Annotated in this window: 15 protein-coding genes; 9 read left to right on the top strand and 6 right to left on the bottom strand. The window is 33.2% G+C overall.

Annotation, left to right across the window (positions count from 1 at the left end; all coding sequences use genetic code 11):
• Positions 1–25: 25 nt before the first annotated feature.
• From ACYSNV_RS05805 to ACYSNV_RS05790, 4 genes are all read left to right on the top strand, one after another.
• Positions 26–1,561 (top strand): SulP family inorganic anion transporter, encoded by a 1,536-nt coding sequence (locus ACYSNV_RS05805; protein ID WP_461761618.1) that lies wholly within the window; start codon positions 26–28, stop codon positions 1,559–1,561.
• A gap of 13 nt (positions 1,562–1,574) precedes the next feature.
• Positions 1,575–2,270, top strand: a complete 696-nt coding sequence (locus ACYSNV_RS05800; protein ID WP_461761617.1) for a sterol desaturase family protein — start codon at positions 1,575–1,577, stop codon at positions 2,268–2,270.
• Positions 2,271–2,382: 112 nt separating this feature from the next.
• Positions 2,383–3,474, top strand: a complete 1,092-nt coding sequence (locus ACYSNV_RS05795) for a hypothetical protein (RefSeq protein ID WP_461761616.1) — start codon at positions 2,383–2,385, stop codon at positions 3,472–3,474.
• Positions 3,475–3,585: 111 nt separating this feature from the next.
• Positions 3,586–5,364, top strand: coding sequence for an aminopeptidase P family protein (locus ACYSNV_RS05790; RefSeq protein ID WP_461761615.1), 1,779 nt, complete (start codon positions 3,586–3,588; stop codon positions 5,362–5,364).
• 48 nt (positions 5,365–5,412) lie between these two features.
• On the opposite strand, the gene ACYSNV_RS05785 is transcribed toward ACYSNV_RS05790, so the two are convergent.
• Positions 5,413–6,267, bottom strand: a complete 855-nt coding sequence (locus tag ACYSNV_RS05785; RefSeq protein ID WP_461761614.1) for a hypothetical protein — start codon at positions 6,265–6,267, stop codon at positions 5,413–5,415.
• Positions 6,268–6,678: 411 nt separating this feature from the next.
• Here ACYSNV_RS05785 and ACYSNV_RS05780 point away from each other — a divergent pair, with 411 nt between their 5' ends.
• Positions 6,679–10,113, top strand: a complete 3,435-nt coding sequence (locus ACYSNV_RS05780) for a methylmalonyl-CoA mutase family protein (protein WP_461761613.1) — start codon at positions 6,679–6,681, stop codon at positions 10,111–10,113.
• A gap of 430 nt (positions 10,114–10,543) precedes the next feature.
• Here ACYSNV_RS05780 and ACYSNV_RS05775 read toward each other — a convergent pair whose 3' ends face one another.
• Positions 10,544–11,641, bottom strand: a complete 1,098-nt coding sequence (locus tag ACYSNV_RS05775) for a lipase family protein (RefSeq protein ID WP_461761612.1) — start codon at positions 11,639–11,641, stop codon at positions 10,544–10,546.
• 125 nt (positions 11,642–11,766) lie between these two features.
• Between ACYSNV_RS05775 and ACYSNV_RS05770 the strand changes: the two genes are divergently transcribed.
• The 4 genes from ACYSNV_RS05770 to ACYSNV_RS05755 all read left to right on the top strand — a co-directional run bounded on the left by ACYSNV_RS05770 (position 11,767) and on the right by ACYSNV_RS05755 (position 16,444).
• The gene (locus ACYSNV_RS05770; protein ID WP_461761611.1) at positions 11,767–12,402 is read left to right on the top strand and encodes an HdeD family acid-resistance protein; all 636 of its coding nucleotides are present in this window, start codon (positions 11,767–11,769) and stop codon (positions 12,400–12,402) included.
• A gap of 85 nt (positions 12,403–12,487) precedes the next feature.
• A complete protein-coding gene (locus ACYSNV_RS05765; RefSeq protein WP_461761610.1) occupies positions 12,488–13,108 on the top strand; it encodes a hypothetical protein in 621 nt (206 codons plus the stop codon).
• Between the two features lie 208 nt (positions 13,109–13,316).
• Entirely contained in the window at positions 13,317–15,503 is a 2,187-nt protein-coding gene (locus tag ACYSNV_RS05760) for a glutamine synthetase III family protein (RefSeq protein ID WP_461761609.1), read from the top strand.
• 167 nt (positions 15,504–15,670) lie between these two features.
• On the top strand, positions 15,671–16,444 hold the full coding sequence (locus ACYSNV_RS05755; RefSeq protein WP_461761608.1) for a hypothetical protein: 774 nt from the start codon (positions 15,671–15,673) through the stop codon (positions 16,442–16,444).
• Positions 16,445–16,536: 92 nt separating this feature from the next.
• On the opposite strand, the gene ACYSNV_RS05750 is transcribed toward ACYSNV_RS05755, so the two are convergent.
• The 4 genes from ACYSNV_RS05750 to ACYSNV_RS05735 all read right to left on the bottom strand — a co-directional run bounded on the left by ACYSNV_RS05750 (position 16,537) and on the right by ACYSNV_RS05735 (position 23,496).
• Complete coding sequence (locus ACYSNV_RS05750; RefSeq protein ID WP_461761607.1) at positions 16,537–19,629, bottom strand: efflux RND transporter permease subunit; 3,093 nt, start codon at positions 19,627–19,629, stop codon at positions 16,537–16,539.
• A 12-nt stretch (positions 19,630–19,641) separates the two neighbouring features.
• Complete coding sequence (locus ACYSNV_RS05745; RefSeq protein ID WP_461761606.1) at positions 19,642–20,736, bottom strand: efflux RND transporter periplasmic adaptor subunit; 1,095 nt, start codon at positions 20,734–20,736, stop codon at positions 19,642–19,644.
• 19 nt (positions 20,737–20,755) lie between these two features.
• Complete coding sequence (locus tag ACYSNV_RS05740) at positions 20,756–22,027, bottom strand: TolC family protein (protein ID WP_461761605.1); 1,272 nt, start codon at positions 22,025–22,027, stop codon at positions 20,756–20,758.
• A 632-nt stretch (positions 22,028–22,659) separates the two neighbouring features.
• A complete protein-coding gene (locus ACYSNV_RS05735) occupies positions 22,660–23,496 on the bottom strand; it encodes an META domain-containing protein (RefSeq protein ID WP_461761604.1) in 837 nt (278 codons plus the stop codon).
• Between the last annotated feature and the right edge of the window lie 473 nt (positions 23,497–23,969).

The following is a 23,969-nucleotide window of genomic DNA, read 5'->3' as shown; positions in this document are numbered from 1 at the left end:
TCAAGGTGTTTTATACTATTTTTTCATGAAAGGTGATATGTTTTTTTCTAGTATTAGAAAGCTTTCTAATAAGCAAAAGATAAATGAGTTATTGGCCGGAATAACAAGCGCTATGACTATGATGCCCGAGAGCCTATCTTTTGCAATTATTGCAGGTCTTGCTCCGGTAATGGGACTTTATGCAGCTTTAATTATGGGACTTGTAACAGCAGTTTTAGGTGGGCGACCAGGAATGATTTCTGGAGGTGCGGGTGCCACCATTATTGTTATGATAGCTTTGATTCAAGATCATGGTGTTGAATATCTTCTAGGTGCTGTTGTTTTAGCTGGTATTCTTCAAATTATAACAGGAGTTATGGGTTTTGGAAAATTTATAAGACTTATTCCTCAACCAGTAATGTATGGTTTTTTAAATGGATTGGCAGTGGTGATTTTTTTGGCACAATTGCAACAACTAGGATTCAATTCTTTAAATAGTGATGCTTTTTTTCAAGTACCTGATTCTACGTGGATTATGTTGGGATTGAGTTGTTTAACTATTTTGATTATTTTATTATGGCCATTAGTTAACAAAGCCATTCCCGCGTCGTTGGTAGGAATTTTTATGGTAACGGTATTGGTGTTGTTGTTGTCTATTGACACAAAGAAAGTGGTAGATATTGCACCAATAAATGCGGGTCTGCCTGGATTTCATATTCCAAAACTACCTCTGAGTTGGCAGACTATTTATATTATCTTACCTTATTCTGTTGTTATGGCTTGCGTGGGATTATTGGAATCTTTATTAACCCTTCAAATGGTTGATGAGATAACCTATAGTAAAGGAAATGCAAATAAAGAGGCTAAGGCACAAGGATATGGTAATGTACTGTGCGGTTTTTTTGGAGCAATGGGAGGATGTGCCATGGTGGCCCAAACCATGGTAAATTTAAATAGTAATGGGAGAACAAGGCTTTCTGCTATTGTTAGCGGATTAGTAATTTTACTGGTTTTGGTTTTAGCTGGACCCGTGATTGGACAAATTCCGGTTGCAGCATTAATAGGTGTAATGGTGGTTGTGGCTATTACTACTTTTAAATGGGCGAGCTTTAAATTAATCTTTACCATGCCTAAGGCGGATGTTATAACGGGGATCTTAGTTGCTTTAATTACTATTTTTCTACATAATTTAGCCTTGGCAGTTTTCACAGGTGTTATTATATCAGCCTTGGTGTTTGCTTGGCAAAATGCACAGAATATAAAAGTGTTGAAAAAAATCGAGAATAACCAAGTTGTATACTATTGTCAGGGGCCATTGTTTTTTGGTTCAGTTACTAGCTTTTTGGAAAACTTTAATCCTAAAGAAGATTCGCAACAGGTAATAATTGATTTTAGAAATTCAAAGGTATGTGATATGAGCGCCATTGAAGCTTTAAATAAAGTTACCAAACTCTATAAGGATTCCAATAAAAATATTGTCTTACGCTCCTTAAGTGCGGATTGTTGTTTGCTTTTGGATAATGCAAAAGATGTGGTGCAGATAAACCTACAAACTGACCCTACTTATAAAGTAATGCCCTAAAAATTTCTAGACTATGGAAGGTTTCATATTACAGCAAATAATACAAGGAGATTTTCTGACTGTTTTTTACCTAGGTTTAGCAATAAATCTTAGTATTTTATGTGTTTCTTTTTTATGTTACTTTTTACTAAATAGTCTTTTAAAAACCACAGATATACAATTTGAAACTCAAAGGGTAACCCTAGAAGATTTCACGGTTGTAATTCTTGTGGTTTTATGTAATACCCTGTTGTTTAATTTAACTACTTATTTGATAAAAAACAACTGGGTTAGTTTTCACCACGCCCCTAATTGGTGGAATTGGTTAACCCACAGCTTATTTTTGATTATAATTATGGATCTTTTAATGTACTTAACCCATCGATTAGCACACCAAAAGACCTTTTATACTTTGGTGCATAAAAAGCACCATAGCCATAAAAGCGTAAATTGTTTAAGTTTATTTGTTTTAAGCCCATTTGAAGCAATTGGCTTTGGTTTTCTAATAATAGCAATATTGGTTATTGTAAACTTGAATATTTATGCAGTAATAACCTATGGGTTAATTAATGTTATTTGGGGAACAGTAGGTCATGTAAACAAAGTAATGATTAATAGTAAATGGATCGCATTGAGTGATTTTCACAATACACACCATTTAAAGGAGAATTGCAATTATGGTTTTTATACTACTTTATGGGATAAATTATTTAATAGTATAGGTGGATAACAACCTGTTACTAAAAATTTCTTTTTTTTGTCAAGAAAAACAATAAGAATTCCAGTAGGTAATTGTTTGGCGTATTTTTATTGGTTAAATTTATCGAGTAAAAAAATAAAGTATGAAAAAGTTTTTTTTGTTTGTTTTTTTTGCCATTAATCTTTCCTTGCAAGCTCAAGATAGTTTGGTTCAAAAAATTCAAACACACTATTTACAGCAAATGCCTTATTGCGAGTATACCAGTGAAACGGACTTAGGAGATTTGCAAAAAGTTTATGAATTTCCTTATTGGTTTGTTCAGATTAACAAAGAGTTGAATGCCTTAAAACAATATGATTCAAAATTTGCAGACTATCTACAGATAGATTCTATTCAAGGTAGTAAGGTTTATCAAATAGGAACCCAACAAGGAATATTAAATGGGGTTGAAGTAGATCTACATCAAAACAGTAATCCTATTTATAATTTATATCAAAATGGGGAGCTAATTAATAGTTATGTTTTTGATATGCAAAGAACATTACTGGAAAAAAGTAAGGAATTTGTAAAACAAGGATTTTCGGTTGATAATAAACAAGAAATTCAGCTTGATAATTTGCAACCACTCTTGATTGATAGAGTTAATAAAGATACAGCTTTGTCCTTACCTTGGGCTTACCCAGATTCTTGTTTGCAAGTGTTGAGTTATGAAAAACCACTGGAAAAAAATAATTTTACAGAAACTCTTATCTTGACAAAACAAGATTCAGATACTAGTATATGGTATGTTTTGGGCAAGAAAAACAGTCTTATTCATCTTTATAGTTTTGTGACACCAAAAGATAAACTTAAAATAGTTGACTTTAAGAAAACTACGATAAGTAATATAGGATTTGATCAAAAAAGAATAATTATAGAACCGTTAAATAAACCAATTCAAATCTGGGGAGTTTATTTTGAGCCTACTAGAAACTCACCTTGGGAGCAGCCAAATCAATTCATATTTGACTTTTTGCGCAAAAGTGATAAGAAAAATATATCTGCAAGGGTAGTTGTAGATAAAGATACTTCTTTGGAATCCCCAGAATTTAATTTGTTGTTATCCTTAAGTCAAAATCCAGAGTTGTTTAAATTAACTACTGGTTTAATTGATATAGATTTTCAGCAGCTTTGCAATAATCAAATTCTGCCAATGACAAGTGACTTTAAAGAAACTTATATAAAAAAACCATAACCAAAAATCTAGAGGAATACTTTCATAAAATCTACTTTATTTTGAATTTTTCAGATCCGGAGGTAGTAATTTTAAAAGAAAGAATATCTAGAGAATATAAACTAAATAAAAATGACACATTTAGAAAAATTAGCGCAATTACGCGCTTGGATGAAAAAAAAATCGATTGATGCATACATTATACCATCATCAGACCCTCATATTAGTGAATACCTACCGGATCATTATAAATGTATAGCTTGGTTAAGTGGCTTTACAGGTAGTGCTGGGACATTAACTATAACACATGATTTTGCAGGTTTATGGACAGATTCAAGATATTTTGTTCAAGCTAATGAACAACTTAAAGATACTGGATTTGAATTGGTTAAGGTTAAGGTTCAATATGCGCCTGAATTTGTTGATTGGTTAGCTACGGTTTTAAAACCTGGACAAACTGTGGCATTTGATGGAAATTTAGCTTCATTGGCTATGGCCAATTATGTAGATCAGGTATTAAAGCCTTTAGGTGTTCATGTAGATGGTAATCAAGACTTATTAGATGAAATCTGGCAAGATAGACCAGCACTTCCGCTTCAACAGGTTTATAGTTTGGATGTAAAGGCTACAGGGGAATCAACAAGTGATAAAATTAAACGAGTTCGTGAGGCTCTTGACCAAAAATCGATAGACTCTCATTTAATATCATCTTTAGATGATCTAGCTTGGCTTTTAAACCTTCGCGGTACCGATGTGAAGTGTAATCCAGTTACTTTAGGATTTGTCTTTATATCTGAAAAACAAGCTATTTTGTTTATAGACAGTAAAAAGGTGAGCGCAGAGCTTGCCCAAGAATTAAAAACTCATGGAGTTGATATATTACCCTATGAGCAAGTACAGCCGTTTTTAAAAGCTCTTAGACAAGAAAAACGAATTTTGCTAGATCCTAAAAAGACTTGTTTTGCCACCTTTGATGCAGTTCCAGAACATATGGAAATCGTAATGGATATTAATCCAACTACTCATTTTAAGGCTGTAAAAAACCAGGTAGAAATTGAACATACCAGACAAACGATGATCTATGATGGTGTGGCGATGACAAAATTTTTCCGTTGGATTGAACAAAATGTAGCCAGTGGTGAATTAAGCGAGATAAGTATTGCGCAGTATCTTGAAGAACTACGAGGTAATCAACCTGGTTTTAAATCAATTAGCTTTGATACTATTGCGGGTTATAAAGCCCATGGCGCTTTGCCTCATTATAAGGCAGAACCTAGTAGTAATTCTATGTTAGAGCCTCAGGGCTTATTATTGGTTGATTCTGGAGGTCAGTATCTAACTGGTACCACTGATATTACTCGTGTAGTTTCTCTAGGAAATATTACACAACAGGAAAAACAGGATTATACTATTGTGCTAAAAGGGATGATAGAGGGATCTATGGCAATTTTTCTAAAAGGTATTAGAGGCTATCAAATAGATGCTATTGTTAGACGACCAATTTGGGCAACAAAAAGGAATTATCTGCATGGTACAGGGCATGGGGTAGGTTTCTTTTTAAATGTACATGAAGGACCACATACCTTTAATGGTACAGCTCTAGATATTCCGATTCAAGTGGGGATGATAAGTTCAATTGAACCAGGATTATACAGAGAGGGTAAATATGGAATACGTATTGAGAACCTTGTTTTAGCTAGAGATTTGGAGACTACCGAATTTGGGGACTTTATGGACTTTGAGACACTAACGATTTGTTATATTGCCACTGATTTAGTAGATAAGACATTATTGGCTCAAGAGCATATTGATTGGCTTAATAATTATAATGCGTGGGTGTATGAAAAGCTACAAGATTCTTTAGATCAATCAGAAAAAGATTGGCTTAAAGATAAAACTAAAGCAATCTAATTTATAGAGATTAAAAAACAAAAAGCGGCATTTAAGCCGCTTTTTGTTTTAACAAAAGCTTTTTTGGGTATATCGAATCAATGGTTTTTGAAAATCTATTATAGCCTCTAATTCGGATTTTAGTTCATGCCAGGAATCAAAAGAGTGATTTACTGCTATTTTGTGTAAATCCATATCGGAAAAAAGCACCAATTCTAAACATTTTAGCAATTTTTCATTTCGATGAACCATTTTCCAGTCTTGCCCGTATTGTTGCATGATATAATTCTCTAATTCTTCTGGTTGTATTGTGTACTTTTCACAAATACAAAGCATGCTTTGTAAATAGTCTTTGGTTAGGGTAGCCTTTAAATCTTTAGATATATCTAAATCCAAATAACTGTCCTTTTTTGATCTAACGGGTTGCAAATTTTCTTCCAAGTAAATGGTAAAGCTTACAAGGTTAAAGGTCATCTGATTGGTAAGGCTATTGTGATACAGTACCCCGCTTAATAAGATATCTTGTTCTTTGGCGTTAACCAAGCTTGCGTTAATCTGTTTATAGGTGTCTTTTGGTGTTAAACAACTAAAATAAGCAAGTTCTTTTCTTATATAATTTAAAATACTTTGGTGATGTAAATTTTTTTCAGGACTAAAATTTATATTTCGAACTAAATTAAAGTTACTATCAAAGCTAATGCTAATTGTATCAATTTTAGAAGGAATTTTAAAATGAGATTTGGCCTTTGCATAATCCACTTGAAAAAGGGAATTAATTAAAGTCTGAGACATAGATGTAAAATAGTTATAATAAAAATATTCCCAGGGTAGTGCTTGTTTGTGATTGTTTATGGGGACTTTCTCAAAAAGAGCCATAAATGTATCTACCTTATTAGCTAAGGTATGGTACGGTGAAGTTTTCATAAAGTGTTTAATTAGGTTAGTTAATGCTTGCCAATGTAGAAAAAAAACCACACAAATACAAAAGCAATAGTAGCTATTTATAAAAAGCTTTGTGTAAAAAGGAATTTCCCAAGATTTAAATTCTCTGTGTTTCAAGGGACAGGTAACAACTTTGTTATGGGGAAATTCATCTTTAAATATATGGTTTTGGTGTTAAAGTTTCACATATTTAAAAGTGTTTTTTAGCACACTTAACTAGTTTTGTTATTTGTGTAAAATCTTGTTAGTTAGTCTTATACATTGTATGCTTTTATAATATATATCTGCTTTTTTAAAAGTTTGGCTAGAAACGACAATCATAAAAAAGCTTTGTTGTATAGATTATTTTACTATATTGCTAGATGACTAAAAAACTAAAAAAACTTTTAAATTATGCAACAAAATACACCATATGTTCCTAATAACAAGGTTCGTATTGTAACTGCTGCGGCTTTGTTCGATGGGCACGATGCTGCAATTAATATTATGCGTCGTATTATTCAAGCAACTGGATGTGAAGTTATTCATTTGGGACACGATAAGAGTGTAGAAGAGGTAGTTAATACTGCTATTCAAGAAGATGCCAACGCAATTGCAGTGAGTTCTTATCAAGGTGGTCACAATGAGTATTTTAAATACATGTATGATCTACTACAAGAAAGAGGAGCAGGTCACATTCGCATTCTTGGCGGTGGAGGTGGGGTGATTTTGCCATCGGAAATCAAAGAATTGATGGACTACGGAATTAGTCGTTTATATTCCCCGGATGACGGACGAGCTTTAGGGTTACAAGGAATGATTAATGATATGGTTCAAAGAGCTGATTTTCCTACAATGGATCTACAACTTCCACAAGGCAAAGATATCTATGAGTCTTTAAAAGACAAAGATATTCTAACCATCTCTAGGTTAATATCCTTAGCGGAGAATCGAGAAGAAGACTTTTTGAAAATATTTAAATACGATCCAAAGAAACATAAAAATAGTCCTGTTCTAGGTATTACCGGTACCGGAGGAGCAGGGAAGAGTTCGATGGTAGATGAGCTAGTGCGCAGATTTTTAATAGATTTTCCAGATAAAACTGTAGCTTTAGTTTCTGTGGACCCTTCAAAAAGGAAGACAGGAGGAGCCCTTTTAGGAGACAGAATACGTATGAATTCTATTGATAATCCTCGTGTTTTTATGCGCTCTTTAGCAACTAGACAGTCTAACTTAGCACTATCTCGTTACGTGGAGGAAACCCTACAAGTTCTACAAGCTGCCAATTATGATTTAATTATTTTAGAGACCTCTGGAATTGGACAAAGTGATACCGAAATCTTAGATCATTCGGATGTGTCTTTATATATTATGACGCCAGAATTTGGTGCAGCTACGCAATTGGAGAAAATCGATATGCTTGATTTTGCAGATATAGTAGCTTTGAACAAATTTGATAAAAGAGGTGCTTTAGATGCAATCCGTGATGTGAAAAAGCAATATCAAAGAAACCATAATCTTTGGGATCAAGATCCTAATGAAATGCCTGTTTTCGGTACAATCGCTTCTCAATTTAATGATCCGGGAACCAATAAGTTGTACAGGGCAATTATGGATAAAATACAAGATAAAACGCAAGCGGATTTGAAGTCGAATTTTCAAATCACTGAACAAATGAGTGAGAAGGTTTATGTGATTCCACCAAGTAGAGTTCGTTACTTATCGGAAATTGCAGAGTCTAATCGTAAATATGATCAAACTAGTTTATCTCAAAGTGAAGTTGCGCAAAAACTTTATGGTATTTATAAAGCAATCGAAACAGTTTGTAATAAAACTCCAAAATTGGATAAAAGCGGTATTGTTGAACATAGTGTACTTTGTGAAAAGCAGGAAGATACATTATTGGTAGGTCTTTTATTAAAGGAGTTTGATAAGGTGAAAATGAATTTGGATCCCTATAATTGGTTAACTATTTTAGATTGGCCAGTTAAACTTGCTAAATATAAAAACCCGGAGTATAGCTTTAAAGTTAGAGATAAGGAAATAAAGATTCAAACCCACTCGAAGAGTCTATCACATATAGATATTCCGAAGATTGCTTTGCCTAAATACAAGGCTTGGGGAGATATTCTGGCTTGGGTTTTACAAGAGAACGTTCCGGGAGAGTTTCCATTTACCGCAGGATTATATCCTTTTAAACGAGAAGGTGAAGATCCAACCCGTATGTTTGCAGGAGAGGGAGGACCTGAGCGTACAAATCGTAGATTCCACTACGTATCATTGGGTATGCCTGCAAAGAGACTATCAACGGCATTTGACTCGGTGACTCTTTATGGTAATGATCCAGGGTATCGTCCTGATATATATGGAAAGATTGGAAATGCTGGAGTTTCAATATGTTGTTTAGATGATGCTAAAAAGCTTTATTCAGGCTTTAATTTAGCTCATGCTATGACTTCGGTTTCGATGACCATTAATGGTCCAGCGCCAATGCTACTAGGATTTTTTATGAATGCTGCAATTGATCAGCAATGTGAACTATACATAAAAGAGCATGGGTTAGAACAAGAAGTAGAGGCAAAAATAAAACAGATTTATAAACAAAAAGGAGTTCAACGACCAGTTTACAATGGTGAACTTCCAAAGGGTAATGACGGATTAGGACTGATGCTTTTAGGGGTGACCGGAGATCAAGTTCTTCCTAAAGAAGTATATCAGAAGATCAAAAAAGAGACTCTTTCTCAGGTAAGAGGAACCGTACAGGCTGATATATTAAAAGAAGACCAAGCTCAAAACACATGTATATTCTCAACTGAATTTGCTTTGCGATTAATGGGAGATGTACAAGAATATTTTATTCAAGAAAATGTAAGGAATTTCTATTCGGTTTCTATTTCCGGATACCACATTGCAGAGGCAGGAGCAAATCCTATAACACAACTTGCCTTTACATTGGCCAATGGTTTTACCTATGTGGAGTATTATTTAAGCAGAGGCATGGATATCAATGCCTTTGGACCAAACCTTTCTTTTTTCTTTAGCAATGGTATTGATCCAGAATATGCGGTGATAGGTAGAGTGGCACGTCGAATCTGGGCCAAGGCATTAAAATTGAAATATGGTGCAAATGAACGTGCTCAAATGTTGAAATATCATATTCAAACCTCAGGTAGATCTTTACACGCTCAAGAAATAGATTTTAATGATATTAGAACTACCCTGCAAGCTTTATACGCTATATATGACAACTGTAATTCATTGCATACCAATGCATATGACGAAGCAATTACGACTCCAACAGAGGAATCTGTAAGACGAGCGATGGCTATTCAGTTGATTATAAATAAAGAATTAGGACTCGCTAAAAATGAAAACCCTATCCAAGGATCTTTTATTATCGAGGAATTAACCGACTTAGTGGAACAGGCCGTATTAAGTGAGTTTGATCGAATTACAGAAAGAGGAGGGGTTCTTGGAGCTATGGAAACGATGTATCAACGTTCCAAAATTCAAGAAGAATCTCTTTATTATGAAACATTAAAACATAACGGAGAGTTTCCTATTATTGGGGTAAATACTTTTTTAAGTTCTAAAGGTTCACCAACGGTAATTCCTGCAGAGGTAATCCGTGCAACCGAGCAAGAGAAAGAATTTCAAATCCAAACCAAAGAAAACTTAAATAAGGCCAATCAAGATCAGGTAGAAAAGCAATTAGCTCACATTCAACAAATAGCTATAAATAATGGAAATATTTTTGAAGCTTTAATGGAAGCAACAAAAATTTGTTCACTAGGGCAAATTACATCTGCTTTGTTTGAGGTAGGAGGCCAATATCGTAGAAACATGTAAGAAAAAGTAGTTTTTTTCTTAAGTAAAATAATTTTTTAAGCCCTAACTGGATTTCAAATATCTAGTTGGGGCTTTTTTTTTGGTAAAAGCTTTATTTAAAAATGTTAAATTAGTTGATTAAATAAATTATATTTTTAAAAAACTTATACTATAATTAATAATCTGTTAATTAGGTTTTAGTTATGATAAAATTAAGAAAAATCAATATAATGATTATCAATAATAAGAAAAGATATGTATATTGCTACTGTCTTTAAGTCTAAGTCTTTAGATATTAAAGTCGGATTGATTTAAAAAAAAAATTCATATTGTAACTAACCCTAACCAAAACTATAAAGGGACAATTCCGTTTTGGAAGTGTTCTAAAAAGAAGCGGCCAAATGCTTCTTTTGAAAAATAAAAAAACCAATAGCTTAGCTATTGGTTTTTTTTATGGTATATCTATATAGTCTAGTAAAAATAAATACGCATCGGGGTTGTGATGAGACATTATTTGATTTGCATTATTAAACTGATCCTGATAAGATTTTATGTCAAAACCATTTAAAATTATTGGAATTCCTGTGGTTTGGTAGTTGCTGTCTAATTCATAGGTTGGCTCCTTAAGATCAGGTAGATCTTTTTTAATAAACCCAAATACCATATTGCCTAAGTATTTTTGATATTTTTTTACTGCCTTTTTCGAGGGTTTTTTTATTTGATTGACAATACTTCTAGCAATCCATCTTTTAGGCCATGGTATTTTCTGTAGCGAATGTTTTATATTCTCGACATTAAAGGGGCTGATAGGATTAATATCTGTTAATTGTTGAGAAGTTAAAGGAACCTGGGCTACCCAATCTTGCGCATTAATAATACTAAAGCTTCGGAAGTTCATTTTTGCTAGGTAATCATAACTAAAATAAGTGTCACCCACTTTTGGAGCTGCCAAGGCATAGGTTTTTATTTGTAAATCTGTTGGAAGCTGTTTATTTAGTTGTTTTTGGTTTAAAGCCGCCGTAATTAAAGTAGCTATAGCTGCTCCTTGACTGTGACCACTTATGATAACTTGCTTTGCACCTTTATTATATATACTGTCTAATTTATGCTCAATATCGGGTAAAAGAAACATACTTGCCATACTCCAACCAGCGTGTACCTTGGCTCTAGGATCACTAGAGAACTCATAATCAACTAGGTTATCTTTTGCTAGTTCAAGGCTTCCTTTTGCCGCTATCATAGGACTGTAATAATTTGCCAACCAACTCAATGACTCATTGACAGTACCTCTTATTACAAATTGATAAACCTCAAGGGAGTCATTGTAATACAGTGCCCATAAATTTTTAAAGCCTACTTCTGGGCTTTTATAAATTTGTTTGAAATCAGTAAGAGCATAAATGGAATCACTAGGGGTATTGTTGTAAATATCCAAAGCTAGTTGTAGGCTAATTTTAATTTGCTTTTTGTCCACTATTGCCTTCGAATTTTGACCGTAACTAGCAATACTTGCACAGCAAAGTATTAGGACTATTAGAAGTTGTTTCATTAAAAAATAAATATTTAAAATTTTAAAAAAGCATAACGTTGATTTTTTTGTAAAAATATATATTTAAATGATTTTTTTAAGTTAATATTTTGTAAATTAGTTTGAATTACAAAAAATTTTAAATTATGACAAGTTCAGTTATCGACAACATTAGAAGAAATGTTAATCATTGGTATCTCCCTGTATTGGTAGGGGTGTTTTTTATTGTAGCAGGAATCTATATTTTTATGACTCCTTTGGCATCTTATATGTCATTAGCCATTTTGTTTAGTGTTATTTTTCTTTGTTCTGGGTTTATGGAAATTATTTTCGCATTCTCCAACAAGAATCAAATCAAAGGTTGGGGCTGGATGCTGGCCTGTGGAATTGTAGATTTTGTACTGGGAGCATTCTTGGTTAGTTCGCCAGCTTTATCCATGGAAGTATTGCCTTTATTTGTGGGAATTGTATTGATGTTTCGTTCCATTCGAGGAGTAGCTATCGCTTTTGATATGCAAAGTATGCATGTTAAAGGATGGGGTAGTTTAATGTTTTTTGCTATAGTTGGAGTAGTTTTTTCTTTCTTTATGATCTCAAACTTAACCTTCGGCGCATTTACAGTGGTTTACTGGACTAGTTTTACATTTGTTTTTCTAGGAGCTATGAGTATTTACTTTGGATTTGAATTGCGTAAATTAAAAAGAAAAGGTCAATTAATAAGCGATGACCTTGTAAAACGTTACCAAGACATCCAGGAAGAAATAAAAAGAGAATTAGAATAATTATAAAAAAGCTAATAAAGTCTTAAAATTGGTTTTTATATAGAATAAAATAGTACTTTTCCAAAAATAAAAAAAATAGATTACTATGAGAAAATTACTTGGAATTACACTATTTGTTGCTGCGGCAGCAATATTTGGCTCATGTGACAAAAAAGACGAATACTATATTGTTGAAGGAGGACCTATGCCAACCTCTTATGTTTATTCAAATGTTAAGTTCACTACAAAAAACCCAGATGATAAAGTATCACAAAGGGTAATATTTAACCATCAACAGGATTTATACCTGGGAGATGCTGTATTTGTGTTTTTTGAAGATGGCACGCAAACAAACAATGGACAAACTACACCAATATGGGTGCCATTGCCTAAAACTTATTACATAGATTTAGTTCAAGGTAACCAAACTCGTGAGGCTTCTATTACTTATGAATACGATTATGGTGCGTATGATGTTAGTTTAGTAGCTCATAGTGCGGATTTTTTAAGATATTTTGGAAAGACCGCTAATCATCCTGGTTTTCTAGAGAATTTAAGATTTAAAGTCGTTTATATTCCAGGAGAGGATCCAAAAAATGTTAAGGCAGCTTCTTTATTAAACAAAGATGCTAATGCACAAGCTGAGCCAATTTCTTATGAGGCTTTGAGTAAGTTATATAATTTAGACAAAGTAGAGGAGAGATATATTGACTATAACAATCAGTAATATAATTACAAGGATTATTACCAGAAAAGGCGAGTTGTTTATACTCGCCTTTTTTGTTTTTCAGCTCTTTTTTACAGTATTGTATGTCAGTAAAAATAAATAATTATTTTTTTTGTATAAAAAAACAGGGGGTGTGTTATGTTTTTTTTGATTTTTTGTATATTTGCATCATCAAAAAGAGGGGGTACCTTCCAAAAAAACTAAAATTATGTCAACATTTCGTTTTCGAGCAATTGAAAAAGCAGCTTCTAGAGAAGTTGTGAACGTAGAGGAACTGGGTAGAAAATCATTAATTTTTGGAGATCATGTTTTTAATGATAAAGCAATGCGACAGTTTCTTACACCCGAGACTTACCAAGCTGTTAAAAACGTGCAATTGGGAATTAAGATAGATAGACGTTTAGCAGATTACATTGCCCTGGGTATGAAAGAGTGGGCTATGTCTAAAGGAGTGACTCATTACACCCACTGGTTTCAGCCCCTAACTGGTACAACTGCAGAGAAGCACGATGCGTTTTTTGAAACACAATTCGATGGAGATCCTGTGGAGAAATTCAATGGAAGTCAATTAGTGCAACAAGAGCCGGATGCTTCGAGTTTTCCAAACGGTGGAATCCGAAATACCTTTGAGGCAAGAGGGTATACTGCTTGGGATCCAACCTCTCCAGCATTTATATTTGGATCCACTTTATGTATTCCAACGGTGTTTATTTCTTATACAGGGGAAGCTTTAGATAATAAAACTCCTTTAATTAAAGCCATCACCGCAATGGATGAGGCGGCTACAGAGGTTGCTAGATATTTTGATAAAAACGTAAAGAAAGTAACCACAACTCTTGGATGGGAGCAAGAGTATTTTTTGGTAGATTCCGCTCTTGCTGGATCACGACCTGATTTACTAATTACCGGAAGAACTCTTTTGGGGCATACCGCGGCTAAGGGACAACAATTAGACGATCATTACTTTGGTTCTATTCCAACTCGTGTATTGAAATATATGCAAGATTTAGAGAATCATTGTATTTTACTGGGAATTCCGGTAAAAACCAGACATAATGAAGTTGCACCTAATCAATTTGAATTAGCTCCTATATTTGAAGAGGCTAATCTAGCGGTAGATCACAATTCACTATTGATGGATGTGATGAAAAAAGTTGCAGAAAAGCACCATTTCAAAGTTTTATTTCATGAAAAGCCATTTAAGGGAATTAATGGTTCAGGTAAGCATAATAACTGGTCTTTAGCCACTGATACAGGAGTTAATTTACTGAGCCCAAGTAAAACACCAAAGAGTAACTTACAGTTTTTGACTTTTTTTATAAATACTATCAAGGCGGTAAATGATAATGAGGAATTACTACGTTCATACATTGCATCGGCCAGCAATGATCATCGTTTGGGTGCAAATGAAGCTCCTCCAGCTATTATGAGTGTGTTTATTGGTCAACAGTTAACTAAAGTATTACAAGAATTAAAAGAAGTTACCGATGGTAAATTATCACCAGAGGAGAAAACAGACCTAAAACTAAATGTGGTAGGAAAAATACCTGATTTATTATTAGACAATACCGATAGAAACCGTACATCTCCATTTGCTTTTACCGGAAATAAATTCGAATTTCGCGCCGTAGGATCTACGCAAAACTGTGCGGGTCCAATGACAGTTTTAAATACAATTGTAGCCAGACAGTTACAGGAGTTTAAAAAACAGGTTGATTCTTTAGTAGAAAAAGAGGGCCTTAAAAAAGATGAAGCTATTTTTAATGTTTTAAGAGAATATATAAAAGATAGTGAGCGAATTTTATTTGAAGGAGATGGGTATAGTCAGGATTGGGAAAATGAAGCTATTAAACGTGGTTTAAGTAATAACAAGACCACGCCTGAGGCTCTTCAGATTCGTATTTCTGAGAAATCATTAGATATTTTTCAGCAAATGGGAGTAATGAGTAAAGTTGAAATGAAAGCTCGCTATGAAATTGAATTGGAAGAGTATGTGAAAAAAATTCAAATCGAATCTCGCGTTCTTGGCGATATGGCTAGAAATCATGTTATTCCAACAGCAATTAAATATCAAAACTTAGTAATTGAAAATGTAAAGGGATTAAAAGAGATTTTTGCGGCTAAAGATTTTGATGATGTAGCCCATGAACAATTGCAAATTATCAAGAAAATTTCATATCATATTTCTCAGATTAATAATCAAGTTACAGAGATGATTAATCAAAGAAAACAGACTAATTTGATACAAGATCCTTACCAACAGGCTCATAGTTACTGTCATCAAGTCAAACCATTTTTTGATGTAATTCGTTATCACAGTGATAAATTAGAATTATTAGTGGATAATGAAATATGGACTTTGGCCAAATACAGAGAATTATTATTTATTAATTAGGATACACACTATCACTATAACAACACGCATTTATAAAAAGGTTTTACCCACGGGTAAAACCTTTTTTATATCTTAGGGTATAGTTGTTTGATTTAATGTTTTTTAATATGCGATGTTTTAAAAGGATAAGTAAATTAGTTTACTGTGGTGTTTTAAGCTTTATTCTCTTGGGTTGTACTAAAGCCAGTAAAATAGAACTTTTAGATCCCGTTATTCACGGAGGACAACTATATCAAGGGTATTTTCTAACAAAAGACTCGATAAAAATTCCTTTGCAATTGGGAATTCGTCAGGATAATCCAGATAGTCAGATTATCGAAGGATATATAGTTAGTGGTGATCAACTAACAAGGGAGTATATCACTAAAAAGAAAGACTCTTTTATAATGAAATCGGGAATGCATGGTTTTTTAAAAGGTGTTTTTTTACATGATTCTCTTATTGCCGGAGAATTACAAAACGGTATTGGAAAAAACAAAACAAAAACACCCTTTGTAATTTATAAAAGTAACAAACAAGACCTTGTGGGATGTTCTAATCTCACAAAGATTAATATACAAGGAACATGGGAATTGGAATTTGAAAAACTACCAGACAAGTTTTCTTTGGATTATGATATACGTCAAATAAAACAAATAGATATGTATAGCTCTGATCATATAGCCCTGGCAAGAGCTTATACACCATCTTCGGCCGTGCAGGGATTCCAGGGAGTTTTAACTTCAAAAGGATTTAAAATGGCATCATTTCATAGTTCGCAACCTTTTTTATTCTGTGGTGAATTTATAGATCAGGATAATTTTGTGGCAACTATAAATACAGCTACCCAGTCGTATGATTTAAAAGGAAAGCGCAAAGCATCCTTTGACTCTGATCTAGAGTATACCAATAGTGTAATAAAAGGTTTTATACTTTTTTTAAAAGGATTTTTTCAAAGATAGCCTGGTAATAAAAAAGGCTAGAAGCAGCGTAAAAGAGCTGCTTCTAGCCAAACAAACCAAACCTAACTATATTTAATGAAAAACTTTATTTATTATTTGACTGCTTGCTTTTTATATGCATAATAAAACAAAATCGGCAGTACTGTAAAGGAGAGTATCATGCAAATTATCAAACCACCTACTATCATAATGGCAAGCGGTTTTTGAATCTCAGAGCCCATACCGTTTGATAACGCGGCTGGTAAAAGACCCATTGATCCCATTAAAGCAATCATTATAACTGGACGAATTCTACTTGATACCCCACTTTGAATTGCTTGTTGTAGGGGGATTTTATTTCGACGATTCTCTTGGATCTCGCCAATTAAAACAATACCGTCAATTGTTGCTACTCCAAATAAAATAATAAAACCAATACCAGCAGATATACCAAATGTTGTATTGGTTATCCAAAGTGAAATAAAACCACCTATAAAAGCAAAGGCCATTGTACAGGCTGCAATACAGGTATCTTTAACGTTTCCGAAGTTAAAGTAAAGCAGCATTAGGATTAAGGTAAGGGAAATTGGAATCACAAGAGCTAACTGCCTAGCAGCCCTTTCTTTACTTTCAAACTCACCTGCCCATTCTACTTTGTGAGTTCTTGGAATAACCACATTTTCAGCCACTTTTTGCTTAGCCTCTGCTATTGTACTTGCTAAATCTCTGCCTTGAATACTAAAACCAACAGCGATATATCTACTTGATCCTTCTCGATAAATAAATGCCGGACCACTGTGATAATCTATTGTAGCTATTTCCTTTAAAGGAACAAGCTTGTTGTCAAGAGTGGGAATTAGAATCTCACTAATTTTCTCAGAGGAATCTCTGTAGTCTTTATCATACCTAATTACCACATCGAACATTCTTTCATTTTGATAAAAAGTAGTGGCTGTTTCTCCACCTATGGTCATGGCAATTACAGCCTGAGCATCTGCTGTTGTAACAGCATATTTAGCCATCTTTAGTTCATCTAAAGCTATTCGTAATTCAGGTTGTCCAATATTTTTAAAAACATTTAAATCTGTTATCCCAGGAACATCTTGTATGCTTTGAGCTACTTGATTGGCGTACTTTTCTAACTCAAAGAGATCATCACCAAAAATCTTAATAACCAATGCGCTTTTTACCCCAGCTACATATTCCTCGACATTATCTTGAATAGGTTGACTAAAACCAAAATTTACCCCTGGATACTTCTCGAGTTTCTCTCGCATTTGTTCCAGTAACTCTTCTTTAGAAATTTTAGAGACCCAATCTTTAGTTGGTTTTAATTGCGTGTGAAACTCAATGTTGAAAAAACCAGTTGGATCGGTTCCATCATTGGGTCTTCCTGTTTGGGTTAAAACAAATTCAACTTGCTGAAAATCTCTTAAATCTGCTTTCATCTTTTGGGTTAACTCAACAGATTCTTGTAAACTTACACTACTTGGTAGAGTTGCTCTAATATAAATGGCACCTTCGTTTAATTTAGGTAAAAATTCGGAGCCATAGAAATGAAATTTAACTCCACAAATAACAAGCAAACCAATAAAAGTTATGATAGTGGCTCTTTTTCTACGAAAGCAAAATTCAAACATTTTGTAAACGTAGACCTTGAAAAATCTAGAAAAGAAATTTTCTTTTTCACGAATGTTTTTCGTTAGTAATAATTTACACATCACCGGCACATAAGTTAAACTTAAGATCAGTGATCCTAACAAGGCATAACCTAATGTGAAGGCTAGGGGAGAGAACATCTTACCTTCAACTTTTTGAAAGGAAAAAATAGGAAGTAATGCTACTATAAGAATTAAAAGAGCAAAGAAAATATAACCTGCCACACTACTGGCACTTTTTCTAATAGTCCCAAGTTTTGACATTTTATTGAATCTACGCATACCAACTACTTTGGCCCTTTTCTCTAATCCAACAAAGACGTGTTCGACAATCACTAAAGTACCCTCTAATAACAATCCAAAATCCAAAGCACCCATGGATATTAAATTTGCAGGTAAGCCTTGTAGGGAAAGCATGATAATGGCGAAAAGAAATGATAAAGGAATAACCGAGGCTACAATAAAAGTAGTTCTCCAATTGTATAGAAAAATGAATACGATTATCGAAACTAAAATTACCCCTTCTGTTAAATTCTTGGTTACTGTATTAACCGTATTGTTTACTAAATCGGTTCGATCAATAATGGGTTTGATGCGAACACCCTTGGGTAGAATCCTTTGATTTAAATCCTCAATGGTTACCTTAAGGTTTTTAATGACTTGATTAGGATTCTCTCCTCTTAACATAATTACTATACCTTGAACAAGATCATCTTGGTCTTGAAAGCCAACTTGACCAAGTCTAGGTTTAGCTGCTAGTTCTACCTTTGCCACATGCTTAACTAAAATAGGTGTATTACCTTTTACATCAATTAAGATGTTTTCAATATCTTCTATATTGTCTAAAAGTCCAACCCCTCTTACAACATATGCTTGATCGGCCCTTTGAATAATATCCCCACCAACGTTGATATTACTTTTCTCTACCGCATCAAAGACATCTAAGGCGCTTAAATCGTAATTTAAAAGCTCTGTTGGATTTATTTGTATTTCGTATATTTTTTGCTCACCTCCAAAACTCACCACATCTGCAACTCCTGCAACGGCTAATAATTCACGTTCAATGACCCATTCTTGTATGGCACTTGTTTCTTTAATAGGTAAATCACTTTCAATTATATAACGAAAAATTTCTCCTGTTGCACCCGATGGTGCCTCTATTTCAAATTCCGCATTACCTGGGAGTTCTACACGCCCCATGCGATTATTGGCATACTGTTGGGCATAAAAGTCATCAATATGATCATCGAAAATAACTGTAACAACCGATAAACCAAACAAAGAAATAGATCTTAATTCGGTCTTATTAGGTATGGTATTCATTTGCTTGGTAATGGGAAGGGTGATGAATTTTTCTATTTCTTCCGCACTTCTACCAGGCCATTGTGTAATGATTCTGGCACGTGTATTTGTTACATCAGGAAAAGCCTCAATGGGCATTTTGATATAGGAATATATTCCCGCGACCAATAATATTAATACCCCAAAAAGAACAAAAAAGGAGTTCTTTAAAGAGAAAGCAACGATATTTTTTACAAATTTCTGCATGGAAAGTTAGCTTTAAAAAGGATTATTAATCTCTTGGTATATAAAAAGAGCGTTATTAGTGATAATGCGCTCATTGCCTTTTAAACCAATTTTGGTGTAAGTAAAGTCTTTGTTTTTTCCTACAGGTTCAATACGAACAACCTCTTGATTGCATGAATCTTTATAAACCACAACATAGTTTTGATTGTTATCAAAAATAATGGCCCTGTTGGGAACTGCAACGGCTAACTCGCCTTGAGATTCTACCTGTACAATTATGTCAGCTGTCATACCTGGACGCAATTTAAAGTCTGTATTATCTAAGGTTATTTGCGCCTTTAATACACGTTGTTCTTGATCTAAAACGCGACTGATTTTATTGACCTTTCCCGCAAAGTAATCCTCTGGATAAGCCATGGTGTTAACTAAAACCGATTGTCCCTGGTGTATATGAGCCATATTAATGGTATAGACATTTGCCATTACCCAAACATCAGATAAGTCCGCGATTGTAAAAAGAGGTTGCTCCGAAGGGCTAATATTCATTCCAGTTGTTAAATCCTTCTCTACAATATAACCCGTAATAGGAGCCTTTATTTGATAGCTACCCGGGGTCTTACCCACATTGTATTTCGATAAATTTTGCGTTAAAGAATTAATCGTGTTTTGGACTATTTTTAATTCACTTTTGCTTTGTAAAAACTCTTTTTCAGACAATAATCCATCTTCATACATTTGTTGAAAAGAATCAAATTCTCTTTGAGCAACTACTAGTTGTGCTTTGGCATTTTGCAATTCTTGATACCTGTCATTTAAATCCACACTTTGCACTAGAGCTAAAACTTGGCCTTTTTGAACAAAATCTCCTAGCTCAAAATAAGTTTTTTCTACAACCCCTTCTATTAAAGTGTTGTACATTAATGTTTTATCTTTATTGTAAGAAACCTGACCTGTTAAAGTGAAGGTTTGCTGAATTTGACTTTGTTTTGTGTTCTCAATTCCCAAATCCGCTATTATTTTTTGATCTAAACAGGAAGAAATAGTTGTGTTTTGTGAATCAGGATTTTGTTGTGCGCAACTAGTTAATAGCAAAACCAAACTAACAAGGGGAAGATAGTATTTATACATAATTTAAAAACTTTTAAGGTTATAATTCTTTGCCAATGGCATGTTGTAGATTTTCAAATTGATCAACAATTTGCTTTTTTGTCTCTAGTATTAGTGTTTTATTATCCAAATAAGCTTCTACAAAGTCCAAATATTGAATTAAACTGAGATTTCTATTTTTAAAATTTTCTTGATGGGAAATAAGTAACATTTCTAATTGATTCTCGTAATTCAAATCAATATCTTGCAGTAAAGCAATGCTTTGTTGGTAGTTTTTAAATGATTCTAGAATATCATTGGCGATATTGTTTTGCAAGGCTTGAGTTTGAAGTTCGTTTTTTTGTATTTCTAATTTAGCATCCATAATATTTCCTTTATTTCGGTCTAAAATTGGTAAGTCAAAGCCAATTCCAAAACCAATAAAGTTTCTCATGATATTTCCACCTCGATCAAAGTCAACCCCTATGGTTAAATCAGGGGTGCGTTCAGCTTTATAAATTTCGAGCTGCTTTTTGCTTTGTAATTCTAAATTACGATGTAACCATACATCGGCACGATTCTGGGTGGCTTCAACGATCCAATGCTCTACCATTAGTTCATTAATTTCAGCTTTAGGTAAATCAATAGATTTGGTGATTTTAAAGTGGGTGGTATTTGATATGTTTAAAAAGTTTTTCAATTCCTTTAAATACTCTTGCTCTTGTTGAGATAGTTCAATATATTGCTTTTGAAATTGGAATTGAGCTGCTTTTAAACGGATATATTCCGCCTGACTGATATTACCTTTCTCAAGTTGTTTTTTATAACCTAGAAGTAAACTCTTTGTATAACTGATTTGATTTGCATAAAGAACCAATTGGGTTTGGGTGAATTCTAAATCATTGAGTAAAAGACGTAAATCTAATTTACTTTGGGCCAATATTGTGGCAAATTCTTGTTGTTTTTGTTCTTGAGTAAGTTTTTGTAATTCAATGTTTTTACGTCTTTTGCCTGCGGTTTTAATTTCTTGTTCTAAATGAAGAGAAATCTGCTGAGATTTACCCCAGTTTCCCATTAATATAGGTTGTTGTTCTACGTCTGTTGTTTTCCAGAAGTTTACCTCAGATATTTCAAAACTAGGATTAGGCCATAGCTTGCTTTGAATAACTTGTGCCTGAGCCTGACTTATTTCTAATTCCGAGGCTAATAGCTCCATGTTTTGAGCCAAGAACATACTTTCTATTTCCACTCTAGAGATTGTTTGCTCTTTGTTTTGTCCTATACCAATCAGGGTGTAAAACATTGTTGTTATAAGGGTGATTCTTTTTAACATAACCTAGTAAAAGTTTGAAATACAAACCTATTGCTTTAGTGTTAATACTATCTTGGAACTAGATTAGTTTTACCTTAGAATTAGATTAGAATCTGATTAGAGACTTTGGACTTCCAACAAATAAATATAAAAAGCGTAGTGGTTTTGTCGCTTTTTTTAAAAACACTTTAAGCACATGATTTGTAACCTTTTTTAGTAAATAAGTATTTAATTAGGTTAAGATGCTTTTATTTCTTGTAGGTAAAACAAAAAAAGCTAGTAGAGCTAAATAAAGATAGATTTTAAGAATTTTCTAATTTATTTAATTTGAAAGTAGTGAAAATAGCCAGGATATGAGGCAAAATAAGATTATATGCTGTGATGAGTTTACCCGAAATTAGACAAGGTAGCTAATAAGACTTACAAATTATCTTTTGCTAATTTGTAAATATAGACCATTGTCAAATTGGGCTCAAGGGGGAGAGCAAAAAAAAAGAAAAACGGATTATTTCCCTTTCCCGTTGAGATAGTTAATAATACTAGATGTTGATCTGGTAAGAAAAAAAGGGCAATAAAAAAACACCCTAAAAAAATAATTATATTCTTTAGGGTGTTTTATTAGCTTAAAGAGCTAAATGTATTGGGGGTTGAATTTATTTTTGTTTAAAACGCAAAACAACTAAATCATCTTGGGTTGATAACACTAATTCATCATTTTCTACTTTAAACTTAGCCACTGAGTTTAAGTTCTCGGTAAATAAATGTTCTTGTACGTCATTACAGAATCTTCTTGTCATGGCTACTTTATCAAAGGTGATTTGATCGTTATCTTCGCTATACTCACCATTATATACGTTACATCCTGTTGTTCCGTTAATACGATTTTCTTCAAAATTAATGGTTGGCAATTCCATTGGAAAACGCTCCTGTAAAGATTGAATACTTCTGTCTTTTGGTTGGATAAAAGTTAATACCCATTTAGTTTTATCTAAGTTGATTTGTGTGTTTTGCTTTGAAGATTGTTTTTCATCTTTCAAGGTAAAGCTCATTAAAGGTTTATCTTTAGCATAAATAACTAAGATGTTATCCTGAACAGAAAAGTTTGTCATTTCGGATAAACCTTGTTTAAATAGGTAATCACTAACTCCTTGACAAGCCATCATTGTTGAGCCAAGGTTGTTGCCAATTGAAACTCCAGTGGTTCCGGTAATCGTATATCCTCCAAAGATATTATTACACCCATCATTTCCACTTAAAGTTTGGTTTTCTGTATCAAAAATTACAAAAGGAGTTTTTCCTGGGAATAAATCTTTTAAGCTTTTTCCTTGACTTAAAGATTCATCTACCGAACTTAAAACCCATTCTCCTTGAAGCTGGTTATGTTTACTTTGTACTTGTTCTTGTTTATCCATAGTAGCATTGGATGCTGTTTTACAACTAATTACAGAAAGAGATAGAACAGCGGCTAATAAAATTAAGTTTCTTTTCATTTTGTTTTTTTTGTATTTGTTTATCCAAATATAAGCAAATTCAGTTGTATGGATATGTTAATAATTACTCAAAAAATAGAAATAATTTTTTTTTCTTACCTAAATTTTAATTAAAACATTGAATTACAGACTTTCATACATCAACTAAGAATTGATTGTTAAAACTTGCTAAGTGGTGGTAAATTATTATCTATAAACGGATTTTATTGTAAATTACTTAGTTATTTAAGTAAGCTATTTTAATGGTATTTTAAAAATGAGTATGTTTATTTTATTAAAATGACTTATTTGAATTAATTTAGTTCTGCTAAGTATATAAAAATTATATATTTGTATGGTATCCATAAGATTTTTTACATTATTTGTATGTAAGAGAAGAAAAATGGCAGTAAATAGAAATAAATAAGTTTTTTGCGAATTATAAATACTTATCTATTTGTGTGTCAATAGATACTAGTTGAACTTGAAAAATT

The sequence above is a fragment of the Myroides sp. LJL119 genome (genome assembly GCF_054871605.1).
Note: the sequence above shows the minus strand (reverse complement) of the source record. Positions and strands in the feature narration are given on the sequence as shown.

What these genes read in the sequence shown, in the direction of transcription:
- ACYSNV_RS05805 (WP_461761618.1), top strand. Translation starts at nt 26, where the DNA reads ATGAAAGGTGATATGTTTTTTTCTAGTATTAGAAAGCTTTCTAATAAG.
- ACYSNV_RS05800 (WP_461761617.1), top strand. Translation starts at nt 1,575, where the DNA reads ATGGAAGGTTTCATATTACAGCAAATAATACAAGGAGATTTTCTGACT.
- ACYSNV_RS05795 (WP_461761616.1), top strand. Translation starts at nt 2,383, where the DNA reads ATGAAAAAGTTTTTTTTGTTTGTTTTTTTTGCCATTAATCTTTCCTTG.
- ACYSNV_RS05790 (WP_461761615.1), top strand. Translation starts at nt 3,586, where the DNA reads ATGACACATTTAGAAAAATTAGCGCAATTACGCGCTTGGATGAAAAAA.
- ACYSNV_RS05785 (WP_461761614.1), bottom strand. Translation starts at nt 6,267, where the DNA reads ATGAAAACTTCACCGTACCATACCTTAGCTAATAAGGTAGATACATTT.
- ACYSNV_RS05780 (WP_461761613.1), top strand. Translation starts at nt 6,679, where the DNA reads ATGCAACAAAATACACCATATGTTCCTAATAACAAGGTTCGTATTGTA.
- ACYSNV_RS05775 (WP_461761612.1), bottom strand. Translation starts at nt 11,641, where the DNA reads ATGAAACAACTTCTAATAGTCCTAATACTTTGCTGTGCAAGTATTGCT.
- ACYSNV_RS05770 (WP_461761611.1), top strand. Translation starts at nt 11,767, where the DNA reads ATGACAAGTTCAGTTATCGACAACATTAGAAGAAATGTTAATCATTGG.
- ACYSNV_RS05765 (WP_461761610.1), top strand. Translation starts at nt 12,488, where the DNA reads ATGAGAAAATTACTTGGAATTACACTATTTGTTGCTGCGGCAGCAATA.
- ACYSNV_RS05760 (WP_461761609.1), top strand. Translation starts at nt 13,317, where the DNA reads ATGTCAACATTTCGTTTTCGAGCAATTGAAAAAGCAGCTTCTAGAGAA.
- ACYSNV_RS05750 (WP_461761607.1), bottom strand. Translation starts at nt 19,629, where the DNA reads ATGCAGAAATTTGTAAAAAATATCGTTGCTTTCTCTTTAAAGAACTCC.
- ACYSNV_RS05745 (WP_461761606.1), bottom strand. Translation starts at nt 20,736, where the DNA reads ATGTATAAATACTATCTTCCCCTTGTTAGTTTGGTTTTGCTATTAACT.
- ACYSNV_RS05740 (WP_461761605.1), bottom strand. Translation starts at nt 22,027, where the DNA reads ATGTTAAAAAGAATCACCCTTATAACAACAATGTTTTACACCCTGATT.
- ACYSNV_RS05735 (WP_461761604.1), bottom strand. Translation starts at nt 23,496, where the DNA reads ATGAAAAGAAACTTAATTTTATTAGCCGCTGTTCTATCTCTTTCTGTA.